General features: G+C 65.0%; 22 protein-coding genes and 1 other RNA gene. 10 read left to right on the top strand and 13 right to left on the bottom strand.

Going from position 1 to position 26,218, the window contains the following annotated elements:
* Positions 1–5: 5 nt before the first annotated feature.
* Positions 6–779: a hydroxyacylglutathione hydrolase gene (gene gloB, locus N0K08_RS00520; RefSeq protein WP_261498039.1), complete on the top strand. Its 774-nt coding sequence runs from the start codon at positions 6–8 to the stop codon at positions 777–779.
* On the top strand, positions 779–2,284 hold the full coding sequence (locus tag N0K08_RS00525) for a transglycosylase SLT domain-containing protein (protein ID WP_261498040.1): 1,506 nt from the start codon (positions 779–781) through the stop codon (positions 2,282–2,284). The genes gloB and N0K08_RS00525 overlap by 1 nt, the downstream gene beginning before the upstream one ends.
* Positions 2,285–2,459: 175 nt before the next feature.
* On the opposite strand, the gene N0K08_RS00530 is transcribed toward N0K08_RS00525, so the two are convergent.
* From N0K08_RS00530 to dnaX, 4 genes are all read right to left on the bottom strand, one after another.
* Positions 2,460–2,876: an MAPEG family protein gene (locus N0K08_RS00530; RefSeq protein ID WP_261498041.1), complete on the bottom strand. Its 417-nt coding sequence runs from the start codon at positions 2,874–2,876 to the stop codon at positions 2,460–2,462.
* A gap of 200 nt (positions 2,877–3,076) precedes the next feature.
* Positions 3,077–3,673, bottom strand: a complete 597-nt coding sequence (recR, locus tag N0K08_RS00535; RefSeq protein ID WP_261498042.1) for a recombination mediator RecR — start codon at positions 3,671–3,673, stop codon at positions 3,077–3,079.
* A 98-nt stretch (positions 3,674–3,771) separates the two neighbouring features.
* Positions 3,772–4,104, bottom strand: a complete 333-nt coding sequence (locus N0K08_RS00540) for a YbaB/EbfC family nucleoid-associated protein (RefSeq protein ID WP_231044322.1) — start codon at positions 4,102–4,104, stop codon at positions 3,772–3,774.
* Between the two features lie 24 nt (positions 4,105–4,128).
* On the bottom strand, positions 4,129–6,132 hold the full coding sequence (gene dnaX / locus N0K08_RS00545; RefSeq protein WP_261498043.1) for a DNA polymerase III subunit gamma/tau: 2,004 nt from the start codon (positions 6,130–6,132) through the stop codon (positions 4,129–4,131).
* Between the two features lie 140 nt (positions 6,133–6,272).
* Between dnaX and N0K08_RS00550 the strand changes: the two genes are divergently transcribed.
* Both N0K08_RS00550 and ffs read left to right on the top strand, forming a co-directional pair.
* The gene (locus N0K08_RS00550; protein ID WP_261498044.1) at positions 6,273–7,823 is read left to right on the top strand and encodes a methyl-accepting chemotaxis protein; all 1,551 of its coding nucleotides are present in this window, start codon (positions 6,273–6,275) and stop codon (positions 7,821–7,823) included.
* A gap of 82 nt (positions 7,824–7,905) precedes the next feature.
* An RNA gene (ffs, locus tag N0K08_RS00555) (signal recognition particle sRNA small type) lies at positions 7,906–8,002 on the top strand.
* Positions 8,003–8,187: 185 nt separating this feature from the next.
* Here the strand turns inward: ffs and N0K08_RS00560 are convergent.
* Entirely contained in the window at positions 8,188–9,540 is a 1,353-nt protein-coding gene (locus N0K08_RS00560; RefSeq protein WP_261498045.1) for a TIGR03862 family flavoprotein, read from the bottom strand.
* Positions 9,541–9,818: 278 nt separating this feature from the next.
* Here N0K08_RS00560 and trxA point away from each other — a divergent pair, with 278 nt between their 5' ends.
* The 5 genes from trxA to N0K08_RS00585 all read left to right on the top strand — a co-directional run bounded on the left by trxA (position 9,819) and on the right by N0K08_RS00585 (position 15,357).
* Positions 9,819–10,151, top strand: a complete 333-nt coding sequence (gene trxA, locus N0K08_RS00565; protein ID WP_261498046.1) for a thioredoxin TrxA — start codon at positions 9,819–9,821, stop codon at positions 10,149–10,151.
* A 244-nt stretch (positions 10,152–10,395) separates the two neighbouring features.
* Positions 10,396–11,658 carry a transcription termination factor Rho gene (rho, locus tag N0K08_RS00570; protein WP_261498047.1) on the top strand — a complete coding sequence of 421 codons (1,263 nt, stop codon included), beginning with the start codon at positions 10,396–10,398 and terminating at the stop codon, positions 11,656–11,658.
* A 163-nt stretch (positions 11,659–11,821) separates the two neighbouring features.
* Positions 11,822–12,079, top strand: a complete 258-nt coding sequence (locus N0K08_RS00575; protein ID WP_261498048.1) for a type B 50S ribosomal protein L31 — start codon at positions 11,822–11,824, stop codon at positions 12,077–12,079.
* A 207-nt stretch (positions 12,080–12,286) separates the two neighbouring features.
* Positions 12,287–13,999: a hypothetical protein gene (locus N0K08_RS00580; RefSeq protein WP_261498049.1), complete on the top strand. Its 1,713-nt coding sequence runs from the start codon at positions 12,287–12,289 to the stop codon at positions 13,997–13,999.
* Positions 13,999–15,357, top strand: coding sequence for an MATE family efflux transporter (locus N0K08_RS00585; RefSeq protein WP_261498050.1), 1,359 nt, complete (start codon positions 13,999–14,001; stop codon positions 15,355–15,357). Before N0K08_RS00580 ends, N0K08_RS00585 begins: the two co-directional genes overlap by 1 nt.
* Here N0K08_RS00585 and phoR read toward each other — a convergent pair.
* From phoR to pstS, 7 genes are all read right to left on the bottom strand, one after another.
* Positions 15,352–16,716 (bottom strand): phosphate regulon sensor histidine kinase PhoR, encoded by a 1,365-nt coding sequence (gene phoR, locus N0K08_RS00590; RefSeq protein WP_261498051.1) that lies wholly within the window; start codon positions 16,714–16,716, stop codon positions 15,352–15,354. The two genes, N0K08_RS00585 and phoR, sit on opposite strands and share 6 nt — an antisense overlap.
* 210 nt (positions 16,717–16,926) lie before the next feature.
* Entirely contained in the window at positions 16,927–17,622 is a 696-nt protein-coding gene (phoB, locus tag N0K08_RS00595) for a phosphate regulon transcriptional regulator PhoB (RefSeq protein WP_261498052.1), read from the bottom strand.
* Positions 17,623–17,640: 18 nt separating this feature from the next.
* On the bottom strand, positions 17,641–18,342 hold the full coding sequence (gene phoU, locus N0K08_RS00600; RefSeq protein WP_261498053.1) for a phosphate signaling complex protein PhoU: 702 nt from the start codon (positions 18,340–18,342) through the stop codon (positions 17,641–17,643).
* Between the two features lie 10 nt (positions 18,343–18,352).
* Positions 18,353–19,135 carry a phosphate ABC transporter ATP-binding protein PstB gene (pstB, locus tag N0K08_RS00605; protein ID WP_261498054.1) on the bottom strand — a complete coding sequence of 261 codons (783 nt, stop codon included), beginning with the start codon at positions 19,133–19,135 and terminating at the stop codon, positions 18,353–18,355.
* A 16-nt stretch (positions 19,136–19,151) separates the two neighbouring features.
* Entirely contained in the window at positions 19,152–20,051 is a 900-nt protein-coding gene (gene pstA, locus N0K08_RS00610) for a phosphate ABC transporter permease PstA (RefSeq protein ID WP_261498055.1), read from the bottom strand.
* Complete coding sequence (gene pstC / locus N0K08_RS00615) at positions 20,048–20,983, bottom strand: phosphate ABC transporter permease subunit PstC (protein WP_261498461.1); 936 nt, start codon at positions 20,981–20,983, stop codon at positions 20,048–20,050. Before pstC ends, pstA begins: the two co-directional genes overlap by 4 nt.
* Before the next feature lie 173 nt (positions 20,984–21,156).
* On the bottom strand, positions 21,157–22,197 hold the full coding sequence (gene pstS, locus N0K08_RS00620; protein ID WP_261498056.1) for a phosphate ABC transporter substrate-binding protein PstS: 1,041 nt from the start codon (positions 22,195–22,197) through the stop codon (positions 21,157–21,159).
* Between the two features lie 261 nt (positions 22,198–22,458).
* Between pstS and N0K08_RS00625 the strand changes: the two genes are divergently transcribed.
* Complete coding sequence (locus N0K08_RS00625) at positions 22,459–23,961, top strand: Ppx/GppA phosphatase family protein (protein WP_261498057.1); 1,503 nt, start codon at positions 22,459–22,461, stop codon at positions 23,959–23,961.
* A gap of 141 nt (positions 23,962–24,102) precedes the next feature.
* On the opposite strand, the gene ppk1 is transcribed toward N0K08_RS00625, so the two are convergent.
* Positions 24,103–26,172 (bottom strand): polyphosphate kinase 1, encoded by a 2,070-nt coding sequence (ppk1, locus tag N0K08_RS00630; RefSeq protein ID WP_261498462.1) that lies wholly within the window; start codon positions 26,170–26,172, stop codon positions 24,103–24,105.
* Positions 26,173–26,218 lie beyond the last annotated feature (46 nt).

Below are 26,218 nucleotides of genomic sequence, written 5' to 3' on the forward strand. Positions count from 1 at the left end.
CGCTCATGAACCTGTTGCCGCTGCCCGCTTTTTCTGACAACTACATTTGGATGCTGCACGACGGCCGCCATGCCCTGGTCATTGACCCCGGCGAAGCGGCCCCCGTGCTCGAGGCTTTGGAGCGCCATGCGCTGCAATTGCAATCCATTCTAATCACGCACCACCATGCCGACCATGTCGGCGGCGTGCCGGCGCTGCGCGCGGCCACGGGCGCCCAGGTCTGGGGACCGCTGAACGAGACCCTGCCCGAGCCCGTGACAAGGGTGCAAGGCGGCGACCAGGTCGATGTGCTCGGCGGCCCCTGGCAAGTCATCGACGTCCCAGGCCACACCGCCGGCCATGTGGCCTATTACAGCGCCAGTGCGCTGGACCAGCCGCTGGTGTTTTGCGGCGACACGCTGTTTTCGGGCGGCTGCGGACGGCTGTTCGAAGGCACGCCCGCGCAGATGCAGCAGTCGCTTGACGCCCTGGCCGCCCTGCCCGACGCCACCCTGGTGTGCTGCACCCATGAGTACACCCTGTCCAACCTGCGTTTTGCGCTGGCCGTGGAACCAAACAACGCCGAGCTGCTCCACTACATGGAGCGCTGCCAGGCGCTGCGTGCCCAGGACCTGCCGACCCTGCCTTCGCGCATGGGACTGGAACGCAGCATCAACCCCTTTCTTCGTACCCGCCAAGCCGCGGTGGCCGCAAGCGCCCACCGCTTTGACGCGCGTATCCACCCGCAACAAGCACATGAGGTACTTGCTGCCCTGCGTGCATGGAAAAACGTTTTTTGATGAAACTTCTCTCTCCCTTGTTGCTCAGCAGCCTGCTTTGGCTCGCTGGCTGCGCCACCGTATCGCCCGATGCGACCAACGCCCCGTCCTCCTCCTCCAGCCATACGCCCGACTACCCGAGCGGCTCGCTGAGCCCCATCAAACGCGCGCAGGCCCATTCGCCCGGCGTGGCCTCGCTGTCTGCGCCCGCCGACCTCTGGGAGCGCATCCGGCGCGGCTTCGCCATGCCCGATCTGGAGCATGAGCTGGTGCAGGACCGCGAAGAGTGGTATTCGAGCCGGCCCGACTACATCCTGCGCATGACGGAGCGCTCAAGCAAATACCTGTTCCACATCGTGGAAGAGCTGGAGCGCCGTGGCATGCCCACGGAACTGGCCCTGCTGCCCTACATCGAAAGCGCGTTCAACCCGCAGGCCGTGTCCAGCGCCAAGGCCGCCGGCATGTGGCAGTTCATGCCCGCCACGGGCACTTATTTCGATCTCAAGCAGAACGTCTTCCGCGACGACCGCCGCGACGTGCTGGCCTCGACCCGGGCGGCGCTCGACTACCTGCAGAAGCTGCACGGCATGTTTGGCGACTGGCACCTGGCCCTGGCCGCCTACAACTGGGGCGAAGGCAGCGTGAGCCGCGCCATCGCGCGCAACCGCAAGGCCGGTCTGGGCATCAGCTATGCCGAGCTCAACATGCCCGCCGAAACGCGCATGTACGTGCCCAAGCTGCAGGCCGTGAAGAACATCGTGAACTCGCCGCAGACTTTCCGCACCGAGCTGCCGCTGATTGAAAACCACCCCTACTTCCAGGCCGTGGACGTGGCGCGCGATATCGACGTGGAACTGGTGGCCAAGCTGGCCGACGTGAGCGTGTCCGATTTCCGCGCACTCAATCCGTCCCTGAGCAAGCCGGTGATCTTCGCCGCCGGCATTCCCCAGATTCTGCTGCCCTGGGACAACGCCAAGGTGTTCCAGCGCAACCTCGACGCCTACGACAAGGGCCAGTACTCGAGCTGGACCGTGTGGACCGTGCCTTCCACCTTGACCGTGGCCGATGCGGCCCAGCGCACAGGGATGAGTGAACAAGGCCTGCGGAGCATCAACAACATTCCACCACGCATGGTGATCAAGGCCGGCTCGGCGCTGATGGTGCCGCGCAGCGCCAGCATGCTCACCGATGTGTCCAGCCATGTGGCCGACAACGGCCATCTGGCCCTCGCGCCGGAAATCGTGACCCGCCGCACCACCGTCAAGGCGAAAAAGCGCGACACCCTGGCCAGCCTGGCCCAACGCTATGGCGTCAGCACGGCCAACCTCGCCGACTGGAATGACATCAAGGTCAGCGCGGCCTTGCGGGCCGGACAGGACGTGGTCATGTTCCTGCCGCTGCGCGCGGCCGCCGCACCCTCGTCACGGCCACGCGCGGGCCACGTGGCCATCTCGGCACGCTCGAACAAGGTGCCAGTGCGCACCGCCCCCAAAGGCGGCACCCCGTCCAAAGTGAAAAAACGCTGAGCGCGCGGCGCCTGTGCTCATCCATCCATGACGCTTGCGCCACCCACGACGCATGAAACTGGCGCGCTCCAACGCGGAGATACCGAGCAAGGGCCGCCCCGCAGCGATGGTGTCGTCCCCCTCCACCGAAGGATGAGAGGGGGAAGTCGCGTCAGCGGCTCAGGGGGTGCCTCATTCAATAGCCGACGAACAGGATGGCCATATTCACAAAGAATGCGGCCGCCCAAACGCAGCTGCGCGCCATGGCCATGTCGGCCACGTACATCAGGATGTAAAAACCCCGCAGCAACACGAACAGCAAGGCCAACAGGTCCAGCCAGGTCTGCTGCGCGCCCAACTGGTGAGCGATCACCACGGCGCCGATGAAGAACGGCAGGGCTTCGAAGCTGTTGGCCTGGGCCGCATTGGCCCGTGCCTGGAATCCGGTCTGCTGCTGCAGCCAGGCGCGCGGCGCATGGTTGTCAAAGCCCCCCTGCTGGGGCGGACGGCCGAAGCCACCGCTCTTGGCCAGGTAGGCGCAGACCATGGGCAGCAGCACGGCGATCAGCACGCACCAGTAGGCGACGGTGAAATGAGCGGATGAGGTGTTCATGGCATGGCTCCTGTCTACAGTCTTTCAAAGACCATTTCAAAGTTCATATCAGTTATCCATGGTACGGCCCGCAGCCTTGCAACTGGCATGTCCCAGCCCAGGGGCACCGAGCAAGGGCCGCCCCGCAGCGACGGTGCCGTCCCCCTCCACCGCAGGATGAGAGGGGGAAGCCGCGTAAGCGGCTCAGGGGGTCTTCAATTTCAGCGTCTATCGCTCAGTGCGTGGGCTATCGTGCCCAGGTCCACATACTCGAGTTCGCTGCCAATGGGCACACCACGCGCCAGGCGCGTCACGTGTACGCCCCGGCTCTTGAGCGCCTCGCTGATCGCATGCGCCGTGGCCTCGCCTTCGGCCGTGAAACTGGTCGCCAGAATCACTTCCTGCACCACGCCCTGGGACGCGCGGGCCAGCAGATCGCCCAGACCGATATCGCGCGGCCCCACGCCATCGAGCGGCGACAGGCGGCCCATGAGCACGTAGTACCGGCCCTGGTAGGCACCGGTGCGCTCCATCGCCGCCAGATCGGCCGGCGTTTCCACCACACAAAGGCGTGCCGCATCGCGCCCTTCGTCCTGGCAGATGGCGCACAGCCGCCCCACGGTGAACGTATGGCACTGCGTGCAATGCTGCACCGACTGCACAGCCGTGTCCAGCGCCCGCGCGAGCGTGGCCGCGCCTTCGCGGTCACGCTGCAACAAATGGAAGGCCATGCGCTGGGCCGACTTCACGCCCACCCCAGGCAGGCGGCGCAAGGCCTGGATCAAATCATCGAGCGGGTGGGCATCTGGGGTGGTCATGGAGCTTCATCCTTGGGCAAGGCATAAAAAAGCGACCTGCCCTCGGCAGGCAGGTCGCTGTGTCGGCCGGCAGCAGCGGTCGCCGGCCGCGCGTGGCATCAGAATGGGAACTTCATGCCGCCTGGCAGGCCGGGCATGCCCGCGGTGAGCTTGCCCATTTTTTCCTGCGAAGTTTCCTCGGCCTTGCGCACGGCAGCGTTGAACGCGGCAGCCACCAGGTCTTCGAGCATGTCCTTGTCTTCGGCCAGCAGGCTGGGATCGATGGTCACGCGCTTGACGTCGTGCTTGCAAGTCATCAGCACTTTGACCAGACCGGCACCCGACTCGCCTTCGACCTCGACATTGCCCAGTTCATCCTGGGCCTTCTTGAGGTTGTCCTGCATGGCCTGGGCCTGCTTCATGAGTCCGGCGAGTTGTCCTTTGTTGAACATGATTTTTCCTTTTTGAGAAAGTGTTTAAGCAGGTTTGATACTACCCGGCACGACGCGCGCGCCATGCTCGCGCATCAATGTTTGTACCAGGGGATCGTTCATCACGATTTCTTCGGCCAAGCGCTGGCGTTGGGCCGCCGCGGCCGCATTGCGCCGCGCGGGCGTGTCCGAGACCGGGCCGATCTCCACGCTCAGCTGCTGGGCGTGGCCGGCCTCGGCCAGCGCTGCACGCAGCCGCTCGCGCGCCGTCGCCTGGTTCAGCGATTGGCGCTGCACGCGCAGCATCCAGTGGTCGCCCTCGCGGCTCAGCAATTCCGACTGCAAGGCCAGCTCGCGCACCAGCGCGGTGATGGCTTCGTTGGCGATCAGCTGCTGCACGGCCGCGAACCAGCGATCGCCTTCGGGCGTGGTCTGCACGGGCTCGCCCGAAGGATCGGAAGGCGTCCAGGCGCTGCGCGCGGGCGCCGGCACGGGTTCCGGCACGGGTTCCGGCGCGGGTTCCGGTGCGGGAGCTGGAGCCGGCATCTGCGTCTCGGCAAAACCCTGATCGATTTCACCGGGCAAGGATTCCCAGGGCGGCACCTCCATGGGCGCAAAGCCCACGGCATCCATGCCTATGTCCTCGCGCTCCGCTTTCGCGGCGATGGGCGCGGGAGCGGCGACAGGGGCCTGGCGCGGCGCGGGAGCCGGTACGGGAGCGGGCGCGGCCACCGGCGGGCGAAGGGGTGCGGGCGCAGCTACCTGCGCCACAGGTGGGCGGGTGGGCGCTGGGGCTACAGGCGCGGGAGCGACCGGGGCCGGCGGCGCGACGGGCGCGGCCACCGGGGCAGCAGGTGCGCGCGCCGGGGCAGCAGGTGCGGGCACAGCCGCAGGCGCTGCCGAAACAGGCGTTTCAGCAATCGCTAGAGTTTTTTTTTCAGCCGGGGCCTTGAAGGCCAGCAAGCGCAGCAAGGCCATGGTCAGCGCCGCGTATTCATCCGGGGCCAGTCCCAGCTCCGCGCGTCCGTGCAGGCAGATGCTGTAGAGCAGCTGGGTTTCGTCGGCCGGCATGGCTTCGGCCAGGCGCGCGATTTCCGCGCTTTCAGGGTCGCTGGCATCCTGGGCCTGCGCCATCTGGGGCACAGCCTGCAGCACGGCCATGCGTTGCAGCACGGCGCCCATTTCCTCGAGCGTCGAAGCGGCCGACAGGCCGTTCACGCGCAGCGCGTCCGCGGTTTCCACCACGGTGCGGCCGTCGCCCTGTGCCAATGCGGCGATCAGGCGAAAGACATAGGAGCGGTCCACGCTGCCCAGCATCTGCCGCACGCCGGCTTCGAGCAACTGGCCGCTGCCGAAAGCAATCGCCTGGTCGGTCAGCGACAGTGCGTCACGCATGGAGCCACGCGCCGCGCGCGCCAGCAGGCGCAAGGCCTGGGGCTCGGCCGGCACGTTTTCCGCGGCCAGCACCTGACCCAGATGGTCGAGCACGGTTTCCGGCGCCATGGGCCGCAGATTGAACTGCAGACAGCGCGACAGCACCGTCATCGGCACTTTCTGCGGATCGGTCGTGGCCAGAACGAACTTCAGGTATTCCGGCGGCTCTTCCAGCGTCTTGAGCATGGCGTTGAACGCCGTGTTCGTGAGCATGTGGACTTCGTCGATCATGAAGACTTTGAAGCGCCCTTGCACCGGCTTGTAGACCGCCTGCTCCAGCAGGCTCTGGACTTCGTCCACGCCCCGGTTGGAAGCCGCATCCAGCTCGGTGTAGTCGGGAAAGCGACCGCTGTCGATTTCCGTACAGGCGGCGCAGACACCGCAGGGCGTGGCCGTGATGCCGCCCAGGCCGTCGGTGCCCTGGCAGTTGAGCGACTTGGCCAGAATGCGCGAGACCGTGGTCTTGCCCACGCCGCGCGTGCCTGTGAACAGGTAGGCGTGGTGCAGACGCTGCTGGGTCAACGCATTCGACAAGGCTTGCACCACGTGCTCTTGCCCCACCATTTCGGAGAAATTGCGGGGACGGTATTTACGGGCGAGCACGAGATAAGACATGGCGGTGATTCTACGGGGGCCAAGGGCTAGGGTTGAACAGCAGGCCCATTCAATAAATTTGATACAGGGTTTATCATTAGTAAGCAGTTTTTACAAGAACTGTCCATCCACAATTACCCCTACATCCGTCTGAGTTTTTAATGCGTTTTTCTTCCTTGAAAATCGGGCAGCGTATTGCCCTGGGCTTTGCAGCCATCCTGCTGCTGACCATTGTCGGACTGGCGGTAAGCCTGCTGCAGCTGTCCAGCGTGGCGCAGCAAACACGCGCCATGATGGACAGCCCGCTCGCCAAAGAACGCCTGATTGCCGACTGGTACGCCCTGGTGCTGTCCGGTTCGCAGCGCACCACGGCCATTGTGCGCAGCCCCGACGCCGAGCTTGGCCGCTACTTTGCCGAGACCGCACGCAAGTCTTCGGCCGACTCCGGCCAACTGCTCAAGCGCTTCGAGCCGCTGATCAGCACCCCCGCCGAGCGCGATCTCTTTGCCAAGGCCAGCCAGAACCGCGACAGCTACAACGCCGCGCGGGCCGAAGTCACCAAAGCCAAGGACGAAGGCCGGGTCGACGATGCCGACGCCATCTTCAACAGCAGCTATGCGCCCCGCACCAAGGCCTATGTGGACAGCATCAAGGCCTTGCTCGAACTGCAGCGCCAGGACATCGACACCACGGCCGCCGCCATCGAGCGCACCTACCAACACAGCCGCAGCCTGCTGCTGCTGCTGAGCGTGCTGATCATGGGCCTGGGCGCGCTCATCGCCACGGGGCTGAATCTGGGCATCGTGCGCCCCCTGCGGGCCGCCGTGAAAGTGGCCGACGAAGTCGCCGACGGCAAGCTCAACGCCCGCATCGACCCAGCCATCCTGAGCGGCAAGGACGAAACCGCGCAGCTGATGCAGTCGCTGGCCACCATGCAAGCCAATCTGCGCAGCCTGGTCACCGAAGCCCGCGAGGGCAGCCACGCGGTAGCGACGGCCGCCACGCAAATCGCTTCGGGCAACCTGGACCTGTCGGGCCGCACCGAGGAACAGGCCAGCTCGCTGGAGCAGACCGCGGCCTCGATGGAAGAGCTGACCTCCACGGTGCGCAACAACGCCGCCAGCGCCCGCCAGGCCAATGAACTCGCGCAGCAGACCTCGACCCTGGCAACGCAAGGCGGCGAATCGGTCAACCAGGTGGTGCGCACCATGGCCGACATCCTGCAGACCTCGCGCCGCATCGAAGACATCATCGGCGTGATCGACAAGATCGCGTTCCAGACCAACATCCTCGCGCTCAACGCGGCCGTGGAAGCCGCGCGCGCCGGCGAACAAGGCCGTGGCTTTGCCGTGGTCGCGGGCGACGTGCGCAGCCTGGCACAAAGCTGCGCCAACGCCGCCAAGGAAATCAAGGGCTTGATCGACGCTTCGGCGCAGCGCATTGCCACCGGCAGCCGCCTGGTCGAGCAGGCCGGAAACACCATGGACAAGGTGGTCCAGGGCGTGCAGAAAGTCACCGATCTGGTCGGTGAAATCAGCCATGCCAGCCATGAGCAGATGGCCGGGCTCGAGCAGGTCAACCAGGCCGTGACGCAAATGGACCAGATGACGCAGCAGAACGCCGCCCTGGTCGAAGAGTCTTCGGCGGCCACCCAGTCGCTGGAAATCCAGGCAGCCCAGCTGACCCGCTCGCTCAGCGCTTTCAAGGTGTGATTCGTCTACCGCCGTGGATAGGCCCAGGCCAGTCCACGGCTTTTTGAAAATAGGCGCTTGCGTCTGCGGTACAATCGCCAGTGACGGGCCTCCCCGCATGGTGAAGCAGCCAACCGGGTCAGGTGGGGAACCAAGCAGCCCTAACTGTAGAGTCAGTGCCGGGGGTAAGGCTCGTCAACTTCTTCTTCAAGATTTCTGCGTTCGCAGAAGTCTTCGCCCAGACCGGGGCAGCCCCCGCGCCATGCTGCGCGACGGGCACGGTCACTCCCACACCCAAAGACAAACGCCCTCAGGCTTGCGCATGCGTCGCCCGGCCCTGCTGTGCATGCCTTCGGGCCGCTCACGCGACCCGAGGGCATTCATCTTATTGCGCCGCGGCCTGCTCGGGGCGCAGGAACTGCTGGACACCCTGCGCCGTCTGCACGCCGCTGGCCAGGCAGGCGGTGAGCAGATAACCGCCCGTGGGTGCTTCCCAGTCCAGCATTTCGCCGGCACAGAAAACGCCGGGAACGGCGGTGAGCATGCCGTTGGCATCCAGCGCCTCGAAAGCCACGCCGCCCGCGGTGCTGATGGCTTCGCTGACCGGACGCGCCTTGGACAAGGTCACCGGCAAGGCCTTGATGGCCTGGGCCAGGGCCACGGTGTCGTTGACGCCATCGCGCCCCAGCACTTCATACAGCAGACCCATCTTCACGCCATCGATGTTCAAGCGGCTCTTGAGGTGGCTGCTGAGGCTGCGCGAGCCGCGCGGATGGCGTATTTCGACCAGCACCCGCGCAGCGTCGTGCTCGGGCAACAGGTCCAGATGGAAAGTCGCATGGCCCTGGGCGGCGATTTCGTCACGCAGCCATTGCGAAGCGGCATAGATCAGGCTGCCTTCCACACCGGTTTCCGTGACCACGAATTCACCGCGGCGCACAAAGCTGTGGCCCTGGCTATCGACAAACGACAGGCCCACGGACTTGATCGGCTGGCCGGCAAAGCGCTGCTGGAAATGCGGCGTCCAGCCGCTGGCCGCGGCCGGCGGCTGTCCCAGCAGTTCACGCAGGAACTCACGCCGCGTCTCCAGCTTGCCCACGGGCACGCCCAGCACGTCGAAGCCGCAATTGGCCGGCTGCAGCGGTGCCACAACCACGCCCCGTGCCTGCAGCCACTGCGCCCAGACGCCGTCCGAACCCAGGCGCGGCCAGCTGGCGCCGCCCAGGGCCAGCACCGTGGCTTGCGCGCGCACCAGCACTTCACCGGCCGGCGCGGCAAAGCGCATCGCGCCGTCCGCATTCCAGCCCAGCCAGCGGTGGCGGGTGTGGAACACCACGCCCAGGCCGCGCAACTGCACCAGCCAGGCGCGCAACAACGGCGCGGCCTTCATACCCAGGGGAAACACCCGACCCGACGTGCCGACGAAAGTCTCCACGCCCAAGGCGGCGGACCAGGCCGCCACCTGCTCGGCACCAAAAGCCTGCAGCATGGGTTCGATCTGTGCGCGCCGCGCGCCAAAGCGCCCGGCGAACAGCGGCGCCGGCTCCGAATGGGTCAGGTTCAGGCCGCCTTTGCCGGCCAGCAGAAATTTGCGCCCTACCGAAGGCATGGCATCAAACAGGTGGACGCTCACACCGGCTTGCGCCAGGCGCTGGGCCGCCATCAATCCGGCCGGCCCGCCGCCGACGATGGCGACTTCGCAGTCCAGTGGCGCGCAGATGGTGGAGACTTCAGTCATTCAGGAATTCCTCTATAAACAAATCGGTGCCGGCCAGACCCGGCACATGGGGCGCACAGCGCCGCAGGGTGCGGCAGGATACCTGCCCGCTCGCTGGCGACCATGACCCCAGGGCATTGGCGGGCCAAATACAAGCAGCATTCTCATCGTTTTACGCTATGACAGTCATAGCACCAAGTGTCGCCCACACCTGCTGACTGGAGATGTGTTTCTGTCACAATCCATCACTAATCAGCGAACCTTCGCCTTATTCAGCCAACCAACCCAAGGAACCCGCCATGGCTAGCGCCCTCATCAAACACCTCTCCGACGCCTCCTTCGAAGCCGAAGTGCTGCAAGCTGGCACTACGGTGCTGGTGGATTACTGGGCAGAATGGTGCGGCCCCTGCAAGATGATCGCCCCCATCCTCGACGAAGTCGCGGGCATCTATCAGGGCAAGGTCACCATCGCCAAAATGAATGTCGATGAAAATCGCGAAATCCCCGCCAAGTTCGGCATCCGCGGCATCCCTACCCTGATGCTGTTCAAGAACGGCGAACTGGCTGCCACCAAGGTCGGCGCGCTGAGCAAGGCCCAACTCACGGCCTTCCTGGACGAGCAACTGGCCTGACCCCCCTCTGGTTTCCGGGCACCGCACCCCCGCCCGGAAATCATCGCCCGCAGCAGCTATCACCACTGCTCACCGCACATTTCAGACCCGCAGATTTTTTTCCTGTCATAATCTGCTCAGATCACCGGCCCACTGCATCGACGGCCGTTTCGAGATCCTTAGGCAAGCTGGGCACACGACCACGTGTATCGCCCAGCCTTCCGCCTCATTCCTGATTCCACTAACTCCGCCAAGGAGTAACCCCATGCACCTTAATGAACTCAAGGCACAGCACGTGTCTGAAGTCTTGAAGCAGGCCGAAGAGCTCGAGATCGAGAACGTTGGCCGGATGCGCAAACAGGAAATCATGTTTGCCATCATCAAGAAACGCGCCAAAGCCGGCGAACAAGTATTTGCCGACGGCGTGCTTGAAATCCTGCCCGACGGCTTCGGCTTTCTGCGCAGTCCCGACACCAGCTACACCGCCAGCACGGACGATATCTACATCTCGCCCAGCCAGGTACGTCGCTTCAATCTGCACACCGGCGACATGATCGAAGGCGAAGTGCGCACGCCCAAGGATGGCGAGCGTTATTTCGCACTGACCAAGCTCGACAAGGTCAATGGCGGCCCGCCCGAGCAGAACAAGCACAAGGTCATGTTCGAGAACCTGACGCCCCTGTTCCCCAAGGAACAGCTGCGCCTGGAACGCGAACTCAAGACCGAGGAAAACATCACCGGTCGCATCATCGACATCATTGCGCCCATCGGCCGCGGCCAACGCGCCCTGATCGTCGCACCGCCCAAGAGCGGCAAGACGGTGATGATGCAGAACATCGCCCACGCCATCACGGCCAACCATCCGGACGTGCACATGATGGTGCTGCTGGTCGACGAGCGCCCTGAAGAAGTCACGGAAATGCAGCGCTCGGTCAAGGGCGAAATCATTGCCTCGACGTTTGACGAGCCCGCCACGCGCCACGTGCACGTGGCCGAGATGGTGATCGAGCGCGCCAAGCGCCTGGTCGAGCTCAAGAAAGACGTCGTGATCCTGCTGGACTCGATCACCCGTCTGGCCCGCGCCTACAACAACGTCGTGCCCTCGTCGGGCAAGGTGCTGTCGGGCGGTATGGATTCCAACGCCATGCAGCGCCCCAAGCGCTTCTTCGGCGCGGCCCGCAATGTCGAAGAAGGCGGCTCGCTGACCATCATCGCCACGGCCCTGGTCGACACCGGCAGCCGCATGGACGAAGTGATCTTTGAAGAATTCAAGGGCACGGGCAATAGCGAACTGCACCTGAACCGCCGCCTCTACGAGAAGCGCGTGTTCCCGGCCATCGAACTCAACAAGAGCGGCACGCGCCGCGAAGAGTTGCTGCTGTCGCCTGAAATCCTGAACAAGACGCGCATCCTGCGCCAGTTCATGTACAACATGGATGACATCGAAGCCATGGAGCTGATGATCAAGAACATGAAGGCCACCAAGACCAACAACGACTTCTTCGACATGATGCGTCGCGGCGGTTGATGCGAAATCTCCAGTGCCGGCCTAGGGCCTAGGCCTGCGCGCTGATCAAGCCTCCGAGGTATACTCGGGGGCTTTTTTGATTGCGGAAAGTACGTTCAATTTGAACCGTTGCAGAGGTTGCAATGGGTTGGACACGGCTACCGCACTTGACCTAAGGAAGATCATGAAACAAGGAATCCACCCCAACTACCGCGAAGTGCTGTTCGTTGACCTGTCCAACGGCTTCAAGTTCGTGACCCGTTCGTGCGCAAACACGAAGGAAATGGGCACCACCGAAGACGGCCGCGAACTGCCTATGTTCAAGCTGGACACTTCGAGCGAATCGCACCCCTTCTACACCGGCACGCAAAAGTCGGTCGACAACATGGGCGGCCGCGTCGAGCGCTTCCGCAACCGTTTCGGCAAGACTGCAGCCAAGTAATACTTGTCGCACCGTGCCAAAGGCAGCCTGGGCAACCAGGCTGCCTTTTTTTTACCGCCGGGCCAACGCCCCCTTGGGGGCAGCGCAGCTACGCGAAGCGAGCAAGTGTGGGGGCTTTTTTTTTCGCGCCCATGCGCCTGTCCCTGGTCCGCCTGAATCGCTCAGCTTCGCGTATTCTTGCCATCTCCCTTGTCGCCATTACGTCGTGTGAACCAACCTATCCCCGCCATCGTTTCGCAACAGGCCGTGCGCACCCTGCCGCGCTGGGCGCTCGTTTTGCTGTGCCTGGCCTATATCGTGCCGGGCTTCGTGGGGCGCGCGCCCTGGAGAAATGCCGACATCACCGCGTTCGGCTACATGCTGGCGCTGTTCGATGGCAGCACCGACTGGATGTCACCGCTGCTCGGCGGCATGCCGCCGCAGACCGAAGGCCTGCTGCCCTATTGGCTGGGCGCCTGGGCGCTGCATCTGGCCCCAAGCGCCCTGCCCGCGGACATGGCCGTGCGCCTGCCGTTCATGCTGCTGCTGGCCCTGAGCATGGCCGCCACCTGGTGGGGCGTGTATTGCCTGGCCCGCAGCCCCGGTGCCCAGCCCGTGGCGTTTGCCTTTGGCGGCGAGGCCAAGCCCGTCGACTACGCCCGCGCGATGGCGGACGGCGGCCTGCTGGCCCTGATTGCCAGCCTGGGTCTGGCCCAGCTGTCGCACGAGACCACCAGCTATGTCCCCCAGCTGGCCTGCACCACGCTGGTATTTTTCGCGGCCGCGTCCATGCCCTATTACCGCTGGATACCAGCGGTGGCGATGCTGCTGGGTCTGACCGGCCTGGTGCTCAGCGGTGCGCCCAGCATGGCCGTGATGATGGGCCTGGGCTGCGCGGCGCTGGCCTGGCTGTCGCCGGTCGAAGCCGGGCGCGGGTCACGCGGCTGGGCCCTGGCCTGGCTGGCCGGCACGCTGCTCGCCGGCCTGCTCGCCACGGCCCTCAATCTCTGGCTGTGGCGCATTGCGCCCCCGGCCTTGGGCAGCCCGGAATGGGCCAGCCTGCTGCGCCTGCTGCTGTGGTTCAGCTGGCCCGCCTGGCCGCTGGCCTTGTGGACGCTGTGGCGCTGGCGCAAGCAGATTGCCCACCCCATGATGCACCGCCACCTGGTGCTGCCGATCTGGTTTGGCGGCCTGGCCGTGGCCGCGACCTTTTGCACCCAGCCTGCTGACCGGGCCTTGCTGCCCGGACTGCCGGCCATCGCCACGCTGGCTGCCTTTGCCCTGCCCACGCTGCGGCGCAGCATAGGCGCGCTGATCGACTGGTTCACCCTGCTGTTCTTCAGCGCTTCGGCCATCGGTATCTGGGTGATCTGGCTGGCCATGCAAACCGGCTTTCCCGCCAAGCCGGCCGCCAATGTGGCCAAGCTGACGCCCGGCTTCGTGCCGGAGTTCTCGCTGCTCGCCTTCGGCGTGGCACTGGCGGCCACCATCGCCTGGTGCGCGCTGGTGGTCTGGCGCACTTCGCGCAACCGCCCCGCCATCTGGAAGACCCTGGTGCTTCCAGCCGGCGGTGCCACGCTGGGCTGGCTGCTGTTGATGACCTTGTGGCTGCCCCTGCTCGACTACGCGCGCAGCTACGCGCCGCAAGTCCAGCAGGTGGTCACCGCCATCGGCAGCCCCGCACCACGCTGTATCGCGACCTATGGGCTCAATCGCGCCCAACTCACGGCACTGGAATTCCACGGCCAGTTCACGACCGCGCAGATCTCCACCACCAGCGAAGTGCGCCGCCCCTGCGACTGGCTGGTGGCCGATGCCCAGATGTGGGAAGCGACCCAATCCCAGGTCCTCAAACGCGGCTGGGAGCCCGTGGCCCGCATTGCCCGCCCCACGGACAGGAACGACCAGTTGCTGGTGCTGCGCAAGCGCCCGGGGCGCTGATGTCCGAGCTGTCCATCATTGCCCGCCACGCCCTGACGGTGCTGGCGGGTCAGCTGGCCATCATGGCCTTCGGCGTGACCGACACCATCGTGGCCGGCCGCTACTCGCCGGCGGCGCTGGCCGCGCTGTCTGTGGGCTCGGCGGTGTTCGTCAGCGTGTACATCTCGCTGATGGGCATTCTCCAGGCCTTGCTGCCGCTGTGGTCCGAGCAGCGCGGCGCGGGCCAGCTGCCGGCCATGGGCCGCTCCCTGCGCCAGTCCATGTACCTGTGCCTGGGCATTTGCGTGGTCGGCATGACCACTTTGCTGTCGCCCGACGCGCTGCTGCGCTGGACCGACGTGCCCCAGGCCTTGCAGGCCGATGTGCGCGACTACCTGGCCATCCTGGCCTGGGCCCTGCCTCCGGCGGTGCTGTTTCGCGTCTACAGCACGCTCAACCAGTCGCTGGGCCGGCCCCAGCTGGTGACCTGGCTGCAGGTGGCCGCGCTGGTGCTCAAGCTGCCCCTGTCGATCTGGTTCACTTTCGGCGGCGCGGGTCTGCCTGCCCTGGGCGTGGCCGGCTGTGCCTGGGCCACGCTGCTGGTGAACTACACCCTACTGGGCCTGGGTCTGTGGCTGATGCGCACGCAGGCGCTCTACAACCCCTTGCAGCTGTGGCAGCGCATGGAGCGACCCGACCGGGCCCAGCTCGGCCATTTCCTGCGCCTGGGCCTGCCCGCGGGCCTGGCCATCCTGGTGGAAGTGACTTCCTTCACCTTGATGGCCTTGTTCGTCGCGCGCCAGGGCAACCTGGCAGCGGCCAGCCACCAGATCGCCGCCAACCTGGCCGCCGTCTGCTACATGGTGCCGCTGTCGCTGGCCATTGCCACCAGCGCCCGCGTGAGCTGGTGGCGTGGCGCGGGCAATGAGTTGAAGGCCCGGCAGCTGGTGCTGCTGGGATGGCGCCTGGCCGCCTTGATGGGCCTGCTGCTGACGGCCCTGCTGCTGCTCAGCCGCCACCATCTGGCGGCCGTCTATACCAGCGACGCCCAGGTCGCGGCCCTCACGGCCTCGCTGCTGCTGTGGGTTGCGGCCTACCACGCGGCCGACTCCATACAGACCTTCTGCATTTTCGTGCTGCGCTGCTACCGCATCACGGTCGCGCCGCTGCTGACCTATTGCCTGTTGCTGTGGGGCGGCGGTCTGGCCGGCGGCTACTGGCTGGCCTATGGCGGCCAGGGGCCCTGGAGCGGCACGCCCACGCCCGCGCCTTTCTGGGCCATGAGCGCCGCAGCCCTGGGCATCACCGCCCTGGCCTTCAGCGCCCTGCTGTGGCGCACGCTGCGCGCGCACAGCGCCCAGCCCGCACCGATTTCATGAAGCGCCGTCAGCCGGCGCATTGACATCGCCCGACGCAGGCGACCGGCGCAGGCGCACGGCCGGGAAAGTGACCGAAAACACCGAGCCACTGCCCACGGTGCTGCGCACTTCGAGCGTCGCGCCGTGGCGCTGCAGCACATGCTTGACGATGGCCAGCCCCAGACCCGTGCCGCCGGTATCGCGCGAGCGGCTGCGGTCGACCCGGTAAAAGCGCTCGGTCAGGCGCGCCAGGTGCGTGGGCTCGATGCCCGGCCCCGTGTCCTGCACCGAAAACGTGGCGCTGCCATCGGCATGCTGCTGCCAGCCCACGCTCACCTGCTTGCCGGCCGGCGTATAGCGCAAGGCATTGGCCAGCAGATTGGAAAAAGCGCTTTGCAATTCCATGGACGCCCCGGCGATCTCGCCCAGGTCCTGCGCCTGCGGAAATTCGATCAGATGGGGCCGGCCCTGCTGACGGGTCAGCGCCACCGACAGGCCGCGGGCCTCGTCTTCGCACTGGCGCAGCAGCAAGGCCACCGACGTCCACTGCGTCAAGCCCGGCAAGGGGCTGCCTTCGAGGCGCGACAAGGCCAGCAGGTCCTCGACCAGGTGCTGCATGCGCGACGCCTGCTGGGCCATCAAGGCCAGATAGCGGCTGCGCTCTTCCTCGGGCAACTGCAGGGTCTGCAGGGTTTCGACAAAGCCGGCCAGCACCGTGAGCGGCGTGCGGATTTCGTGCGAGACATTGGCCACGAAGTCGCGGCGCATGGCCTCGGCCTGCTCCTGCGCCGTCACATCGCGTGCCAGCAGCAGGCGCCGCCCGTCGCCGTACGGATACAGCTGCACCGACAGGCGCACGGGACGCGAAGGCGTGCTTTCACGGCCCTGGAGCACCACGTCCTGGGCGTAATTCTGTGCACTGAAGTAGGTGCTGAAGCCTGGGTCACGCACCAGGTTGCCGATCAGCTGCAGCCGGTCGCGCTCGGCGTCAAAGCCGAAATGGCGCATCGCTATCTGGTTGCACCATTCGATGCGCCCCTGCTCATCGAGCAGCACCACCGCGCTGGGGCTGGCCTGCATGGCCGACAGGATGTCGTTGAGCCGCTCGTCGCTGGCCTGGGTTTGCTGGCTTTGCAGACGCAGCCAGCGCCGGGTCCGGTCGCCCACTTCACCCCACAGGCCCATCAGCGCAGGCGCGCTTCCCAGATCGGCACGGCGCAACCAGGCCAGCAGGCGCGATGCGGTCCAGCTGTCGGCGGCAAACCACAGCCAGCTGCCCAGCAGCACGCCCATCAAGGCGCCCTGGACATGGCCCAGCCACCACCCAAGGCCACCGCCCGCCAATTGCATTCCCAGGAGCCAGAAACTACGCCAGACCATATTGTTCGCCTTTACTCACCCGGCAGCCGGGCCCGCGCATCCGCTGCGCTCTTTGTATCCGCTTCAGTCATCCATGGTGCCCGCAGCCCTCGAAACTGGCGCGCCCCAGCAAGGGGGCAGCGAGGAAGGGCCGCCCCGCACCGAGGCTGCCGTCCCCCTCCCGCGAAGCGAGAGAGGGGGAAGCGGCGTAAGCCGCTCAGGGGGTGCAAGTCAATTCATCACTGGTACGCTCAGGCGGTAGCCCGCACCGCGCACAGTTTCCACCAGGCCACTGGCCTCGCCCAGGGCTTCGCGCAGGCGCTTGACGTGCACGTCCACCGTACGCTCCTCGATGAACACATGGTCGCCCCAGACCTTGTCGAGCAGTTGGGAGCGGCTGTGCACGCGCTCGGGGTGCTTCATGAAGTAGTGCAGCAGCTTGAACTCGGTAGGTCCGAGCTTGAGCGCATCGCCACGATAGCTCACGCGGTGGGCGGCTGCGTCCAGCACCAGCGCGCCGGCACTGACCTGGTCCTGCAATTGCTCGGGCGCGCGCCGGCGCAGCACTGCGCGGATGCGGGCCAGCAATTCCTGGGTGGAAAAAGGCTTGGTGATGTAGTCATCGGCGCCAGCGTCCAGGCCCGCGACCTTGTCCGGCTCGTCGCCGCGGGCGGTGAGCATCAGAATCGGCACCGGCTTGGTGCGGCTGTCGGCACGCCATTTGCGCGCCAGCGCCAGGCCGCTGCTGCCTGGCAGCATCCAGTCGAGCAAGATCACGTCGGGCAGCACGGCGTCGAGTTCGCGCTGCGCGGAAATTCCGTCTTCGGCCCAGATGGGCTGAAATCCGTTGTGCCGCAGGTTGACCGCAATCAGCTCGGCAATCGCGGGTTCGTCCTCAACAATGAGAACAATGGGCAGTTTTTTCATCCCTGTCGTCTTTCAGGCTTAAAGCACGGCCGATTCAATAGCGGCCATGGTCTGGTGGCGCACGTCCTTGCCTTCCACCAGATAAATGATGAGTTCGGCCAGGTTCTTGGAGTGGTCACCGATGCGTTCTATGGCCTTGGCCAGGAACAGCAGGTCCAGACTGGCCGAGATGGTGCGCGGGTCTTCCATCATGTAAGTGATGAGTTTGCGCACGAAGCCGTCGAATTCCTGGTCGATCAGATCGTCTTCCTTGAGGATGGCGACCGCTGCCTTGGTGTCGAGCCGGGCCAGTGCGTCCAGCGTCTTGCGCAGCAGGCCCGAAGCCAGGTCGGCGGCCACGCGCAAGTCATGCGCAGGCAACACCCGTGCCGAGCCGCTGCCGACGATGGAGCGCACCATGCGCGACATCTTGTGGGCTTCGTCGCCCATGCGCTCCAGATTGGCCGTGGCCTTGGAGAAGGCGATCAGCATGCGCAGGTCGCGCGCCGTGGGCTGGCGCCGGGCAATGATGGACGACAGCTCATGGTCGATCTCGACTTCCATGGCGTTGATCTGCTGCTCGGCCGCATCCACCTGGTCGGCGGCTTCGATGCTGAACTCCGCCAGCGAATAGATCGCCAGGCGGATTTGCGATTCAACCAGGCCACCCAACTCCATCACCCGCGCGGAGATGCGGTTGAGTTCACTGTCGAACTGGGACGAGAGGTGTTTTTCGTTCATGGTGTCTCCCTCAGCCGAAACGGCCAGTGATGTAATCTTCGGTTTCCTTGCGCTGGGGCTTGAAGAACATCTGCTCGGTCTCACCGAATTCCATCAAGTCGCCCAGGTACATGTAGGCGGTGTAATCGCTGCAGCGCGCCGCCTGCTGCATGTTGTGCGTCACGATCACCACCGTGTAGTCGTTCTTCAGCTCGGCAATCAGCTCTTCGATCTTGGCCGTGGAAATCGGGTCCAGGGCCGAGCACGGCTCATCGAGCAGCAGCACTTCGGGCTTGATCGCGATGCCGCGTGCGATGCACAGACGCTGCTGCTGGCCACCGGACAGGCCCGAGCCGCTTTGCTGCAACTTGTCCTTGACTTCATTCCACAGCGCGGCCTTGCGCAGCGCCCATTCGACGCGGTCGTCCATATCGGTGGCGCTGAGGCTTTCGAACAGTTTGACACCAAAGGCGATGTTGTCGTAGATCGACATCGGGAACGGCGTGGGCTTCTGGAAGACCATGCCGATCTTGGCGCGAATCAGCGCCACGTCCTGCTTGCTGGTCAGCAGGTTTTCGCCGTCGAGCAGGATCTCGCCCTTGGCGCGCTGATCGGGATACAGCTCGTACATGCGGTTGAAAGTGCGCAGCAGCGTGGACTTGCCGCAGCCCGACGGGCCGATGAAGGCCGTCACCTTCTTTTCGGGAATGTCCAGGTTGATGTCCTTGAGCGCATGGAACTTGCCGTAATAGAAGTTGAGGTTGCGCACCGTCAGCTTGGACGAGGAAAGAGCGGGAGAAAGGTTGACCGACATCGGTGGTTTCCTTGGCTTATTTTTGGCGCGTGAGCACACGCGCCAGGATATTGAGACCCAGCACGGCCACGGTGATCAGGAACACGCCGGCCCAGGCCAGCTGCTGCCAGTTTTCATACGGGCTCATGGCAAACTTGAAAATGGTCACCGGCAGGCTCGCCATGGGCTTGCTCAAGTCGGCGTTCCAGAACTGGTTGTTCAGCGCCGTGAACAGCAGCGGCGCGGTTTCACCGGCGATGCGGGCCACGGCCAGCAGCACGCCAGTGATCACCCCGGCGCGCGCCGCGCGCAGCGTGACCATCATGATGACTTTCCATTTGGGCGTGCCCAAGGCGTAGGCGGCTTCGCGCAGGCTGGCCGGAACCAGCATCAGCATGTTCTCGGTGGTGCGAATCACCACCGGAATCACGATCAGCGCCAGCGCCACCACGCCGGCGATGCCGGAAAAGCTGCGCAACTGGGCCACCACCACGGCGTAGACGAACAGGCCGATGACGATGCTGGGCGCGGACAGCAGGATGTCGTTGACAAAGCGCGTGGTCTGGGCGAGCCAGCCGCGCTGCTGGTATTCCGCGAGATAGACACCGGCCATGATGCCGATGGGCGTGCCGATCAGCGTGGCCAGCGTCACCATGGTCAGCGAGCCGAAGATGGCATTGGCCAGACCGCCGACTTCGTTGGGCGGCGGCGTCATCTCGGTGAACAGCATCAGGCTCAGGCCACCCAGGCCCTGGCGAATCGTTTCCCACAGGATCCAGACCAGCCAGAACAGGCCGAAGGCCATGGCGGCCAGCGCCAGCGTCAGCGCCAGCTGGTTGACGCGCTTGCGCGCCGCATAGCGCGACTGGCGCTGGGCGGCCACTTCGGCCGCCTGCATGACCCGCTGGGCCGTGCCATTGACAGGGAGCTGGCTCATGCTCGGGTTCCTTCACTTTTCTGCAGGCGCGACAACAGCACCTTGGACAGCGACAGCACCACAAAGGTGATGAAGAACAGAATCAAGCCCAGATAGATCAGCGACGCCTGGTGCAGGCCTTCACCGGCTTCGGCGAACTCGTTGGCCAGCGCCGAGGTGATGCTGTTGGCGGCTTCGAAAATCGACAGGGAGTTGAGCTGGTTCATGTTGCCGATCACGAAAGTGACGGCCATGGTTTCACCCAGGGCGCGTCCCAGGCCCAGCATGATGCCGCCCAGAACGCCGGTCTTGGTATAGGGCAGCACCACTTTCCAGACCACTTCCCAGGTGGTGGAGCCCAGGCCGTAGGCCGATTCCTTGAGCAATGCCGGCGTGACTTCGAACACGTCGCGCATCACCGAAGCGATGAAGGGAATGACCATGATGGCCAGGATGATCCCGGCCGACAGAATGCCGATGCCCACGGGCGGGCCGGAGACGAAGGCTTCGAGGTAAGGCACGCCCGAGAACAGCGACTGCAGCGGCGCCTGCACATACTCGGCCAGCACCGGTCCGAAGACCATCAGGCCCCACATGCCGTAGACGATGGAGGGCACGGCCGCGAGCAGCTCGATGGCGGTTCCCAACGGGCGCTTGAGCCAGGCGGGCGACAGCTCGGTCAGAAACAAGGCGATGCCGAAGCTCACCGGCACGGCAATCGCCAGAGCGATGAAGGAGGTGGCCAGGGTGCCGTAAATCATCACCAGGCCGCCATACTGGTCCTGCACCGGATCCCAGACGCTGCTGGTCAGGAACCCCAGGCCGTATTCATGGATGGCAGGCCAGGCGCCGACCAGCAGCGAGCCCAGGATGGCGATCAGCAGGCCCAGCGTCAGCAACGCGGCGCCGCGTGCCAGCCAGGCAAAACAACGATCGGCAAACACGCCGGACATCAGCGTGAGGCGGCGGGGGGAAGGGCCACGAGGCGTTGCCACGGTCTGGGCAGACCCTGGCATCGAATGGGCAGTCGATGGAGTGGACACGCTGAGCGCCTCTTCAAAAATAGTTCGTCAACACAAGCACCAAAAAGGCGGTGCACATGAGGTGCACCGCCTGTCACTCAAGCTTACTTCAGAGCGATGGCGTTGCCGGATGCATCCTTGATGCCGGTCCAGGCTTTGTAGACCACGTTCTTGACTTCGTCAGGCATGGGGACATAGTCCAGATCGCTGGCAGTCTTGTCGCCCGACTTGTAGGCCCATTCGAAGAACTTCAGCGAGGCCGCGGCCTGGGCTGGCTTGTCCTGGGTCTTATGCATCAGGATGAAAGTCGCCGACGTGATGGGCCAGGCGTTCTTGCCGGGCTGGTTGGTGAGGATCTGGTAGAAGCTCTTGGACCAGTCAGCGCCCGCGGCGGCGGCCTTGAACGTCACGTCGTCAGGCGAAACAAAGCTGCCGGCGCTGTTTTGCAGCAGCGCGTAGGTCATCTTGTTTTGCTTCACATAGGCGTACTCGACGTAGCCGATGGAGTTGGGCAGGCGGCCGACGAAAGCTGCGACGCCTTCGTTGCCCTTGCCGCCGGCACCGGTAGGCCAGTTCACGGCCTTGCCTTCGCCGACTTTTTCCTTCCACTCGGCGTTGACCTTGCTCAGGTAGTTGGTGAAGCCGAAGGTCGTGCCCGAGCCGTCAGCGCGGCGCACCGGAGCAATCGTCGCGTCAGGCAGGCTCACGCCGGGGTTCAGCGCCACGATGGCAGCGTCGTTCCACTTGGTGATCTTGCCCAGGTAGATGTCGCCCAGCAGCTGGCCGTTGAGCTTGAGCTGACCGGGCTGCACGCCCTTGATGTTGACCACGGGCACGATGCCACCGATCACGGTGGGGAACTGCACCAGGCCCTTCTTGGCCAGTTCGTCGTCTTTCAGCGGCTCATCCGAAGCGCCGAAGTCCACGGTCTTGGCGTCGATCTGCTTGATGCCGGCGCTGGAACCCACCGATTGGTAGTTGATCTTGACGCCGGTCGCCTTGTTGTAATCGGCCGCCCACTTGGAGTACAGGGGTGCGGGGAAGCTCGCGCCGGCGCCAGTAGCTTCTTGTTGCGCCAAGGCATTGCCCATACCGGAACCTGCCACAACACCAGCTGCCAGAATTTGAATCACGGACCACTTCATGAACACACCTCTTGGGTTGAAAAAACTGTGATGTAGCGACTGTAAAAACCATTTATGACAGCGTCGTGACATCACATCGGTGCGTCACATGGGCAATGAAAATTCCTTCCCACCGATTTCATCTACTTGCCACAATCCAGGTGTACGCTGATGCTCCACGGCGTGGTGCCTACGTTCGCACGCTACGCCAGCCCTTCTTTCCCACACAACCCATGCCTTGAAGCGCATGACTTCTGTGACCGGTTCTTGCCCGCCTTCACCATGCTCCACGCCCACTTGTACGCCGCCGTCGATCTTGGATCCAACAGTTTCCGTCTGGAAATCGGCCAATTCGCACACCACCATTTCCAGCGCGTGGAGTACCTCAAGGAAACCGTGCGCCAGGGCGGCGGCCTTGATGCCGAACGCTATCTCTCCGAAGAGGCCATGCAGCGCGGATGGGATTGCCTGGCGCGCTTCGGCGAGCGTCTCAAGGGCTTTCCGGTAACCCATGTGCGCGCCGTCGCCACCCAGACCCTGCGCGAGGCGCGCAACCGCGAAGCTTTTGTGCGCCGCGGCGCCGAGCTGCTGGGCTACCCGATTGAAATCATTGCCGGCGAGGAAGAGGCCCGGCTGATCTACCGCGGCGTCACCAGCCTGCTGCCCGCTTCGGATGAGCGGCGCCTGGTCATCGACATCGGCGGGCGCTCCACCGAGCTGGTGCTGGGCCGACAGCAGGAAGCGCAGCAGGCCCTGTCCTTGCGGCTGGGCAGCGTGGCCTGGTCGCAGCGATACTTCCCCGACGGCGTGCTCAGCCGCGCGGCCTTCTCGCAGGCGGCCGTGGCCGCGCGCGCCGTGCTCGATGAAGCACTGGACAGCATCCACTGGGGCGACTGGGATATCGGCTATGCCTCTTCGGGCACGGCCGCGGCCATCGGCGACATTCTGGCCGCCAACGGCCGCGCGGACGGCAGCATCACCCGCGATGGCCTGGAATGGCTGCACGACTGCCTGGTGCGCGCCAAGACCACCGACCAGATCCGCCTGGCCGGCCTCAAGGAAGATCGCCGGGCCGTGATCGCCGGCGGCGTGAGCATCATGCAGGCGCTGTTCGACCTGTTCCAACTGACATCCCTGAATGTGGCCCAGGGTGCGCTGCGCCAGGGCGTGCTCCACACCCTGGTCGAGCAGGACCCGCTGTGCACCGACCTGCGCACGGCCGCCGTCCTCGGACTGATGCAGAAATTCTTCGTGGATGCGGAGCAGGCACAGCGCGTGGCCCGCGTCGCGCACAACCTGCTGGAGCAGCTCGCGCCCGACACGCCGCTCCCGGAGCACGAACCGCTGCGCTGCGCCGCCCTGCTGCATGAGATAGGCCAGCACATTGCCCACAGCAACTACCACCGCCACGGCGCCTACATTCTAGAAAACACCACGGCTGCCGGCTTTACCCAACCCGAGCGCGCCCACCTGGCCCAACTGGTGTGCGGGCAGCGCGGCAAGCTGCGCAAGCTGCTGCCGGAAATGCTCGCCGATGCACAGCACGTGTACCCGCTGCTGGCCTTGCGCCTGGCCGTGCTGCTGTGCCATGCCCGGCAAGCGCCCGAATTCGGCGACCTGCGGCTGTCAGTCAGCGGCACGGACTTCACGTTGCAGGGCAGCAGCAACTGGGCGCAGACCTATCCCCAATCCGCTTATCTGTTGCTGGAAGAGCAGCAGGCCTGGCAGAAGACGCCATGGCAGTTGGAATTGCGCTGGGGTGGGGGGCTAGACAGCACCCCCTGAGACGCTTCGCGCCTTCCCCCTCTCATCCTTCGGTGGAGGGGGACGCCCGGTTAGGGACGGCATCCTCGCTGCGGGGCGGCCCTTGCTCGATGCCTCCTGGCTGGAGCGCGCCAGTTTCAGAGGCTTGGAGACAGAGGCCGATCACAGCGTCTCGAAAGCCACCGCCGGCGGCGGGCCGTAGCGGCCCATCAAGGCGTTTTGCGCGCCATGGCCGTCGATGGGGTGCGGTGCCCGCACATAGCTGCCATCGGCGCACAGCGTCCAGGCGTCGCGGTCATCGTGCAGATAGGCCACCAGGCATTCGTCGATGATCTGCTGGCGCAGCGCCGCATCGCGCACCGGCCAGGCCAGCTCGATGCGCCGCATCATGTTGCGGTTCATCCAGTCGGCACTCGACAGGTACAGGTCTTCCTTCTCGCCCTGGCGGAAGTAGAACACCCGGGTGTGCTCGAGAAAACGGCCGATCACCGAGCGCACTCGGATGTTGTCCGTCAGGCCGGGTCGCTGGGGCGCGAGCATGCAGGCGCCGCGCACGATCAGATCGATTTGCACGCCCTTCTGGCCGGCGGCGATCAGCGCGTGGATCAGGCCTTCATCGGTCAACCCGTTCATCTTGGCCACGATGCGTGCCGGCTTGCCCTTGGCCGCGGCTTCGCCGGTCTGCTCGATCAACGCCAGCAACTGGTGGTGCAAATGGAACGGCGCCATGATCAGGCTCTGCAACTGCGGCAGCCGGTTGTGGCTGGCCAGGTGGTTGAAGACTTCGTCCATGTCGGAGGTCACGGTCGGATCCGACGTCATATAGCCCAGGTCGGTATAAAGCCTGGCGCTGCGCACGTTGTAATTGCCCGTGGACAAATGCCCGTAGCGGCGCAGCCGCCGGCCTTCGCGCCGGGTGATCAGCATCATTTTGGCATGGGTCTTGAGTCCGACCACGCCATAGACCACCTGGGCGCCCACGGATTCAAGCGCCTCGGCCCAGTTGATGTTGGCCTCTTCGTCGAAGCGGGCCTTGAGCTCCACCACGGCCATGACTTCCTTGCCGCGGCGCACGGCTTCGGCGAGCAAGTCCATCAGCTCCGAGTCGGAACCGGTGCGGTAAATGGTCTGCTTGATCACCAGCACCTGCGGGTCGTTCACGGCCTCGCGCAGCAGCGCCAGCACGCCGTCGAAACTCTCAAATGGCTGGTGGATCAGCACATCGCGTTGGCGCAGCTGGGCCATGATCGACACGCCACGCTGCAGCTGGCGCGGCCAGGCCGGTTGCCACGCGGGGAACAGCAGCGAAGCGTCATTGACCAGGTCGACCAATTGCCCCAGCCGCACCAGGTTGACCGGCCCCTGCACGCGAAACAGCGCGCCTTGCGGCAGATGAAACTGCAGCAACAACAGATCGGCCAGAAACGGCGAACAGCTGGAAGACACTTCCAGGCGCACGGCCTGGCCGTAGTGGCGGTGGTGCAGGCCTTCGCGCAAGGCCGTGCGCAAATTGTCCACATCCTCCTCGTCCACCGCCAGTTCCGAATGGCGCGTGGCACGGAACTGCGAAAACTCCACCACCTCCCGCCCCGGGAACAACTCCTTGAGGTGGGCGCGCACTATGCTCGACAGACTCACGAACACGCGCTGCTTGCCCGCCACCTTGGCCGGCAGACGGACCAGCCGCGGCAGAGCCCGCGGCACTTTGACAATCGCCACCTCGTTGGTCCGGCCAAACGCGTCCGGCCCCTTGAGGCGAACGATGAAATTCAGCGCCTTGTTCGCGACCTGGGGAAACGGATGGGCCGGATCCAGGCCCAGCGGAATCAGCAAGGGCCTGACTTCGCTCAGAAAATACTCACGCACCCAGCGCCGCTGCGCGTTCGAGCGCTCTCCATGCGAAAGGATGCGGATGCCATGGCGCGCAAAAGCCGGCACCAGCGCCTGGTTGTACAGCGCGTACTGGCGCTCCACCAGCGCATGGGCCTGGCCCATCAAGGCCTGGAAAGACGCCGCGGTGTAAACGCCTTGCGCGTCGCCGCTCATCGCCGCCGTGATGTGCGGCGCGGCCCGGACTTCAAAGAATTCGTCGAGATTGGACGACACGATGCACAGGTAGCGCAGACGTTCGAGCAAAGGCACATCGGCGCGCAGGGCCCAGTCCAGTACCCGGTCATTGAAAGCCAGAATGCTGTGATCCCGGTCCAGCAGCACGCCGACAGGCGCCGGCATGACCCCATTGCCCGGTGCGGGCAGCACTGCCACAGGCGGCGTGGGC

The organism is Acidovorax bellezanensis (assembly GCF_025421555.1).
Taxonomy (GTDB): domain Bacteria; phylum Pseudomonadota; class Gammaproteobacteria; order Burkholderiales; family Burkholderiaceae_C; genus Comamonas; species Comamonas bellezanensis.

What these genes read in the sequence shown, in the direction of transcription:
- pstC (WP_261498461.1), bottom strand. Translation starts at nt 20,983, where the DNA reads ATGTCCGGCGTGTTTGCCGATCGTTGTTTTGCCTGGCTGGCACGCGGC.
- N0K08_RS00585 (WP_261498050.1), top strand. Translation starts at nt 13,999, where the DNA reads ATGTCCGAGCTGTCCATCATTGCCCGCCACGCCCTGACGGTGCTGGCG.
- ppk1 (WP_261498462.1), bottom strand. Translation starts at nt 26,172, where the DNA reads ATGCCGGCGCCTGTCGGCGTGCTGCTGGACCGGGATCACAGCATTCTG.
- phoB (WP_261498052.1), bottom strand. Translation starts at nt 17,622, where the DNA reads ATGAAAAAACTGCCCATTGTTCTCATTGTTGAGGACGAACCCGCGATT.
- phoU (WP_261498053.1), bottom strand. Translation starts at nt 18,342, where the DNA reads ATGAACGAAAAACACCTCTCGTCCCAGTTCGACAGTGAACTCAACCGC.
- N0K08_RS00540 (WP_231044322.1), bottom strand. Translation starts at nt 4,104, where the DNA reads ATGTTCAACAAAGGACAACTCGCCGGACTCATGAAGCAGGCCCAGGCC.
- pstB (WP_261498054.1), bottom strand. Translation starts at nt 19,135, where the DNA reads ATGTCGGTCAACCTTTCTCCCGCTCTTTCCTCGTCCAAGCTGACGGTG.
- N0K08_RS00525 (WP_261498040.1), top strand. Translation starts at nt 779, where the DNA reads ATGAAACTTCTCTCTCCCTTGTTGCTCAGCAGCCTGCTTTGGCTCGCT.
- N0K08_RS00560 (WP_261498045.1), bottom strand. Translation starts at nt 9,540, where the DNA reads ATGACTGAAGTCTCCACCATCTGCGCGCCACTGGACTGCGAAGTCGCC.
- phoR (WP_261498051.1), bottom strand. Translation starts at nt 16,716, where the DNA reads ATGGTCTGGCGTAGTTTCTGGCTCCTGGGAATGCAATTGGCGGGCGGT.
- trxA (WP_261498046.1), top strand. Translation starts at nt 9,819, where the DNA reads ATGGCTAGCGCCCTCATCAAACACCTCTCCGACGCCTCCTTCGAAGCC.
- rho (WP_261498047.1), top strand. Translation starts at nt 10,396, where the DNA reads ATGCACCTTAATGAACTCAAGGCACAGCACGTGTCTGAAGTCTTGAAG.
- gloB (WP_261498039.1), top strand. Translation starts at nt 6, where the DNA reads ATGAACCTGTTGCCGCTGCCCGCTTTTTCTGACAACTACATTTGGATG.
- N0K08_RS00550 (WP_261498044.1), top strand. Translation starts at nt 6,273, where the DNA reads ATGCGTTTTTCTTCCTTGAAAATCGGGCAGCGTATTGCCCTGGGCTTT.
- dnaX (WP_261498043.1), bottom strand. Translation starts at nt 6,132, where the DNA reads ATGTCTTATCTCGTGCTCGCCCGTAAATACCGTCCCCGCAATTTCTCC.
- N0K08_RS00625 (WP_261498057.1), top strand. Translation starts at nt 22,459, where the DNA reads ATGCTCCACGCCCACTTGTACGCCGCCGTCGATCTTGGATCCAACAGT.
- N0K08_RS00575 (WP_261498048.1), top strand. Translation starts at nt 11,822, where the DNA reads ATGAAACAAGGAATCCACCCCAACTACCGCGAAGTGCTGTTCGTTGAC.
- pstS (WP_261498056.1), bottom strand. Translation starts at nt 22,197, where the DNA reads ATGAAGTGGTCCGTGATTCAAATTCTGGCAGCTGGTGTTGTGGCAGGT.
- N0K08_RS00530 (WP_261498041.1), bottom strand. Translation starts at nt 2,876, where the DNA reads ATGAACACCTCATCCGCTCATTTCACCGTCGCCTACTGGTGCGTGCTG.
- pstA (WP_261498055.1), bottom strand. Translation starts at nt 20,051, where the DNA reads ATGAGCCAGCTCCCTGTCAATGGCACGGCCCAGCGGGTCATGCAGGCG.
- recR (WP_261498042.1), bottom strand. Translation starts at nt 3,673, where the DNA reads ATGACCACCCCAGATGCCCACCCGCTCGATGATTTGATCCAGGCCTTG.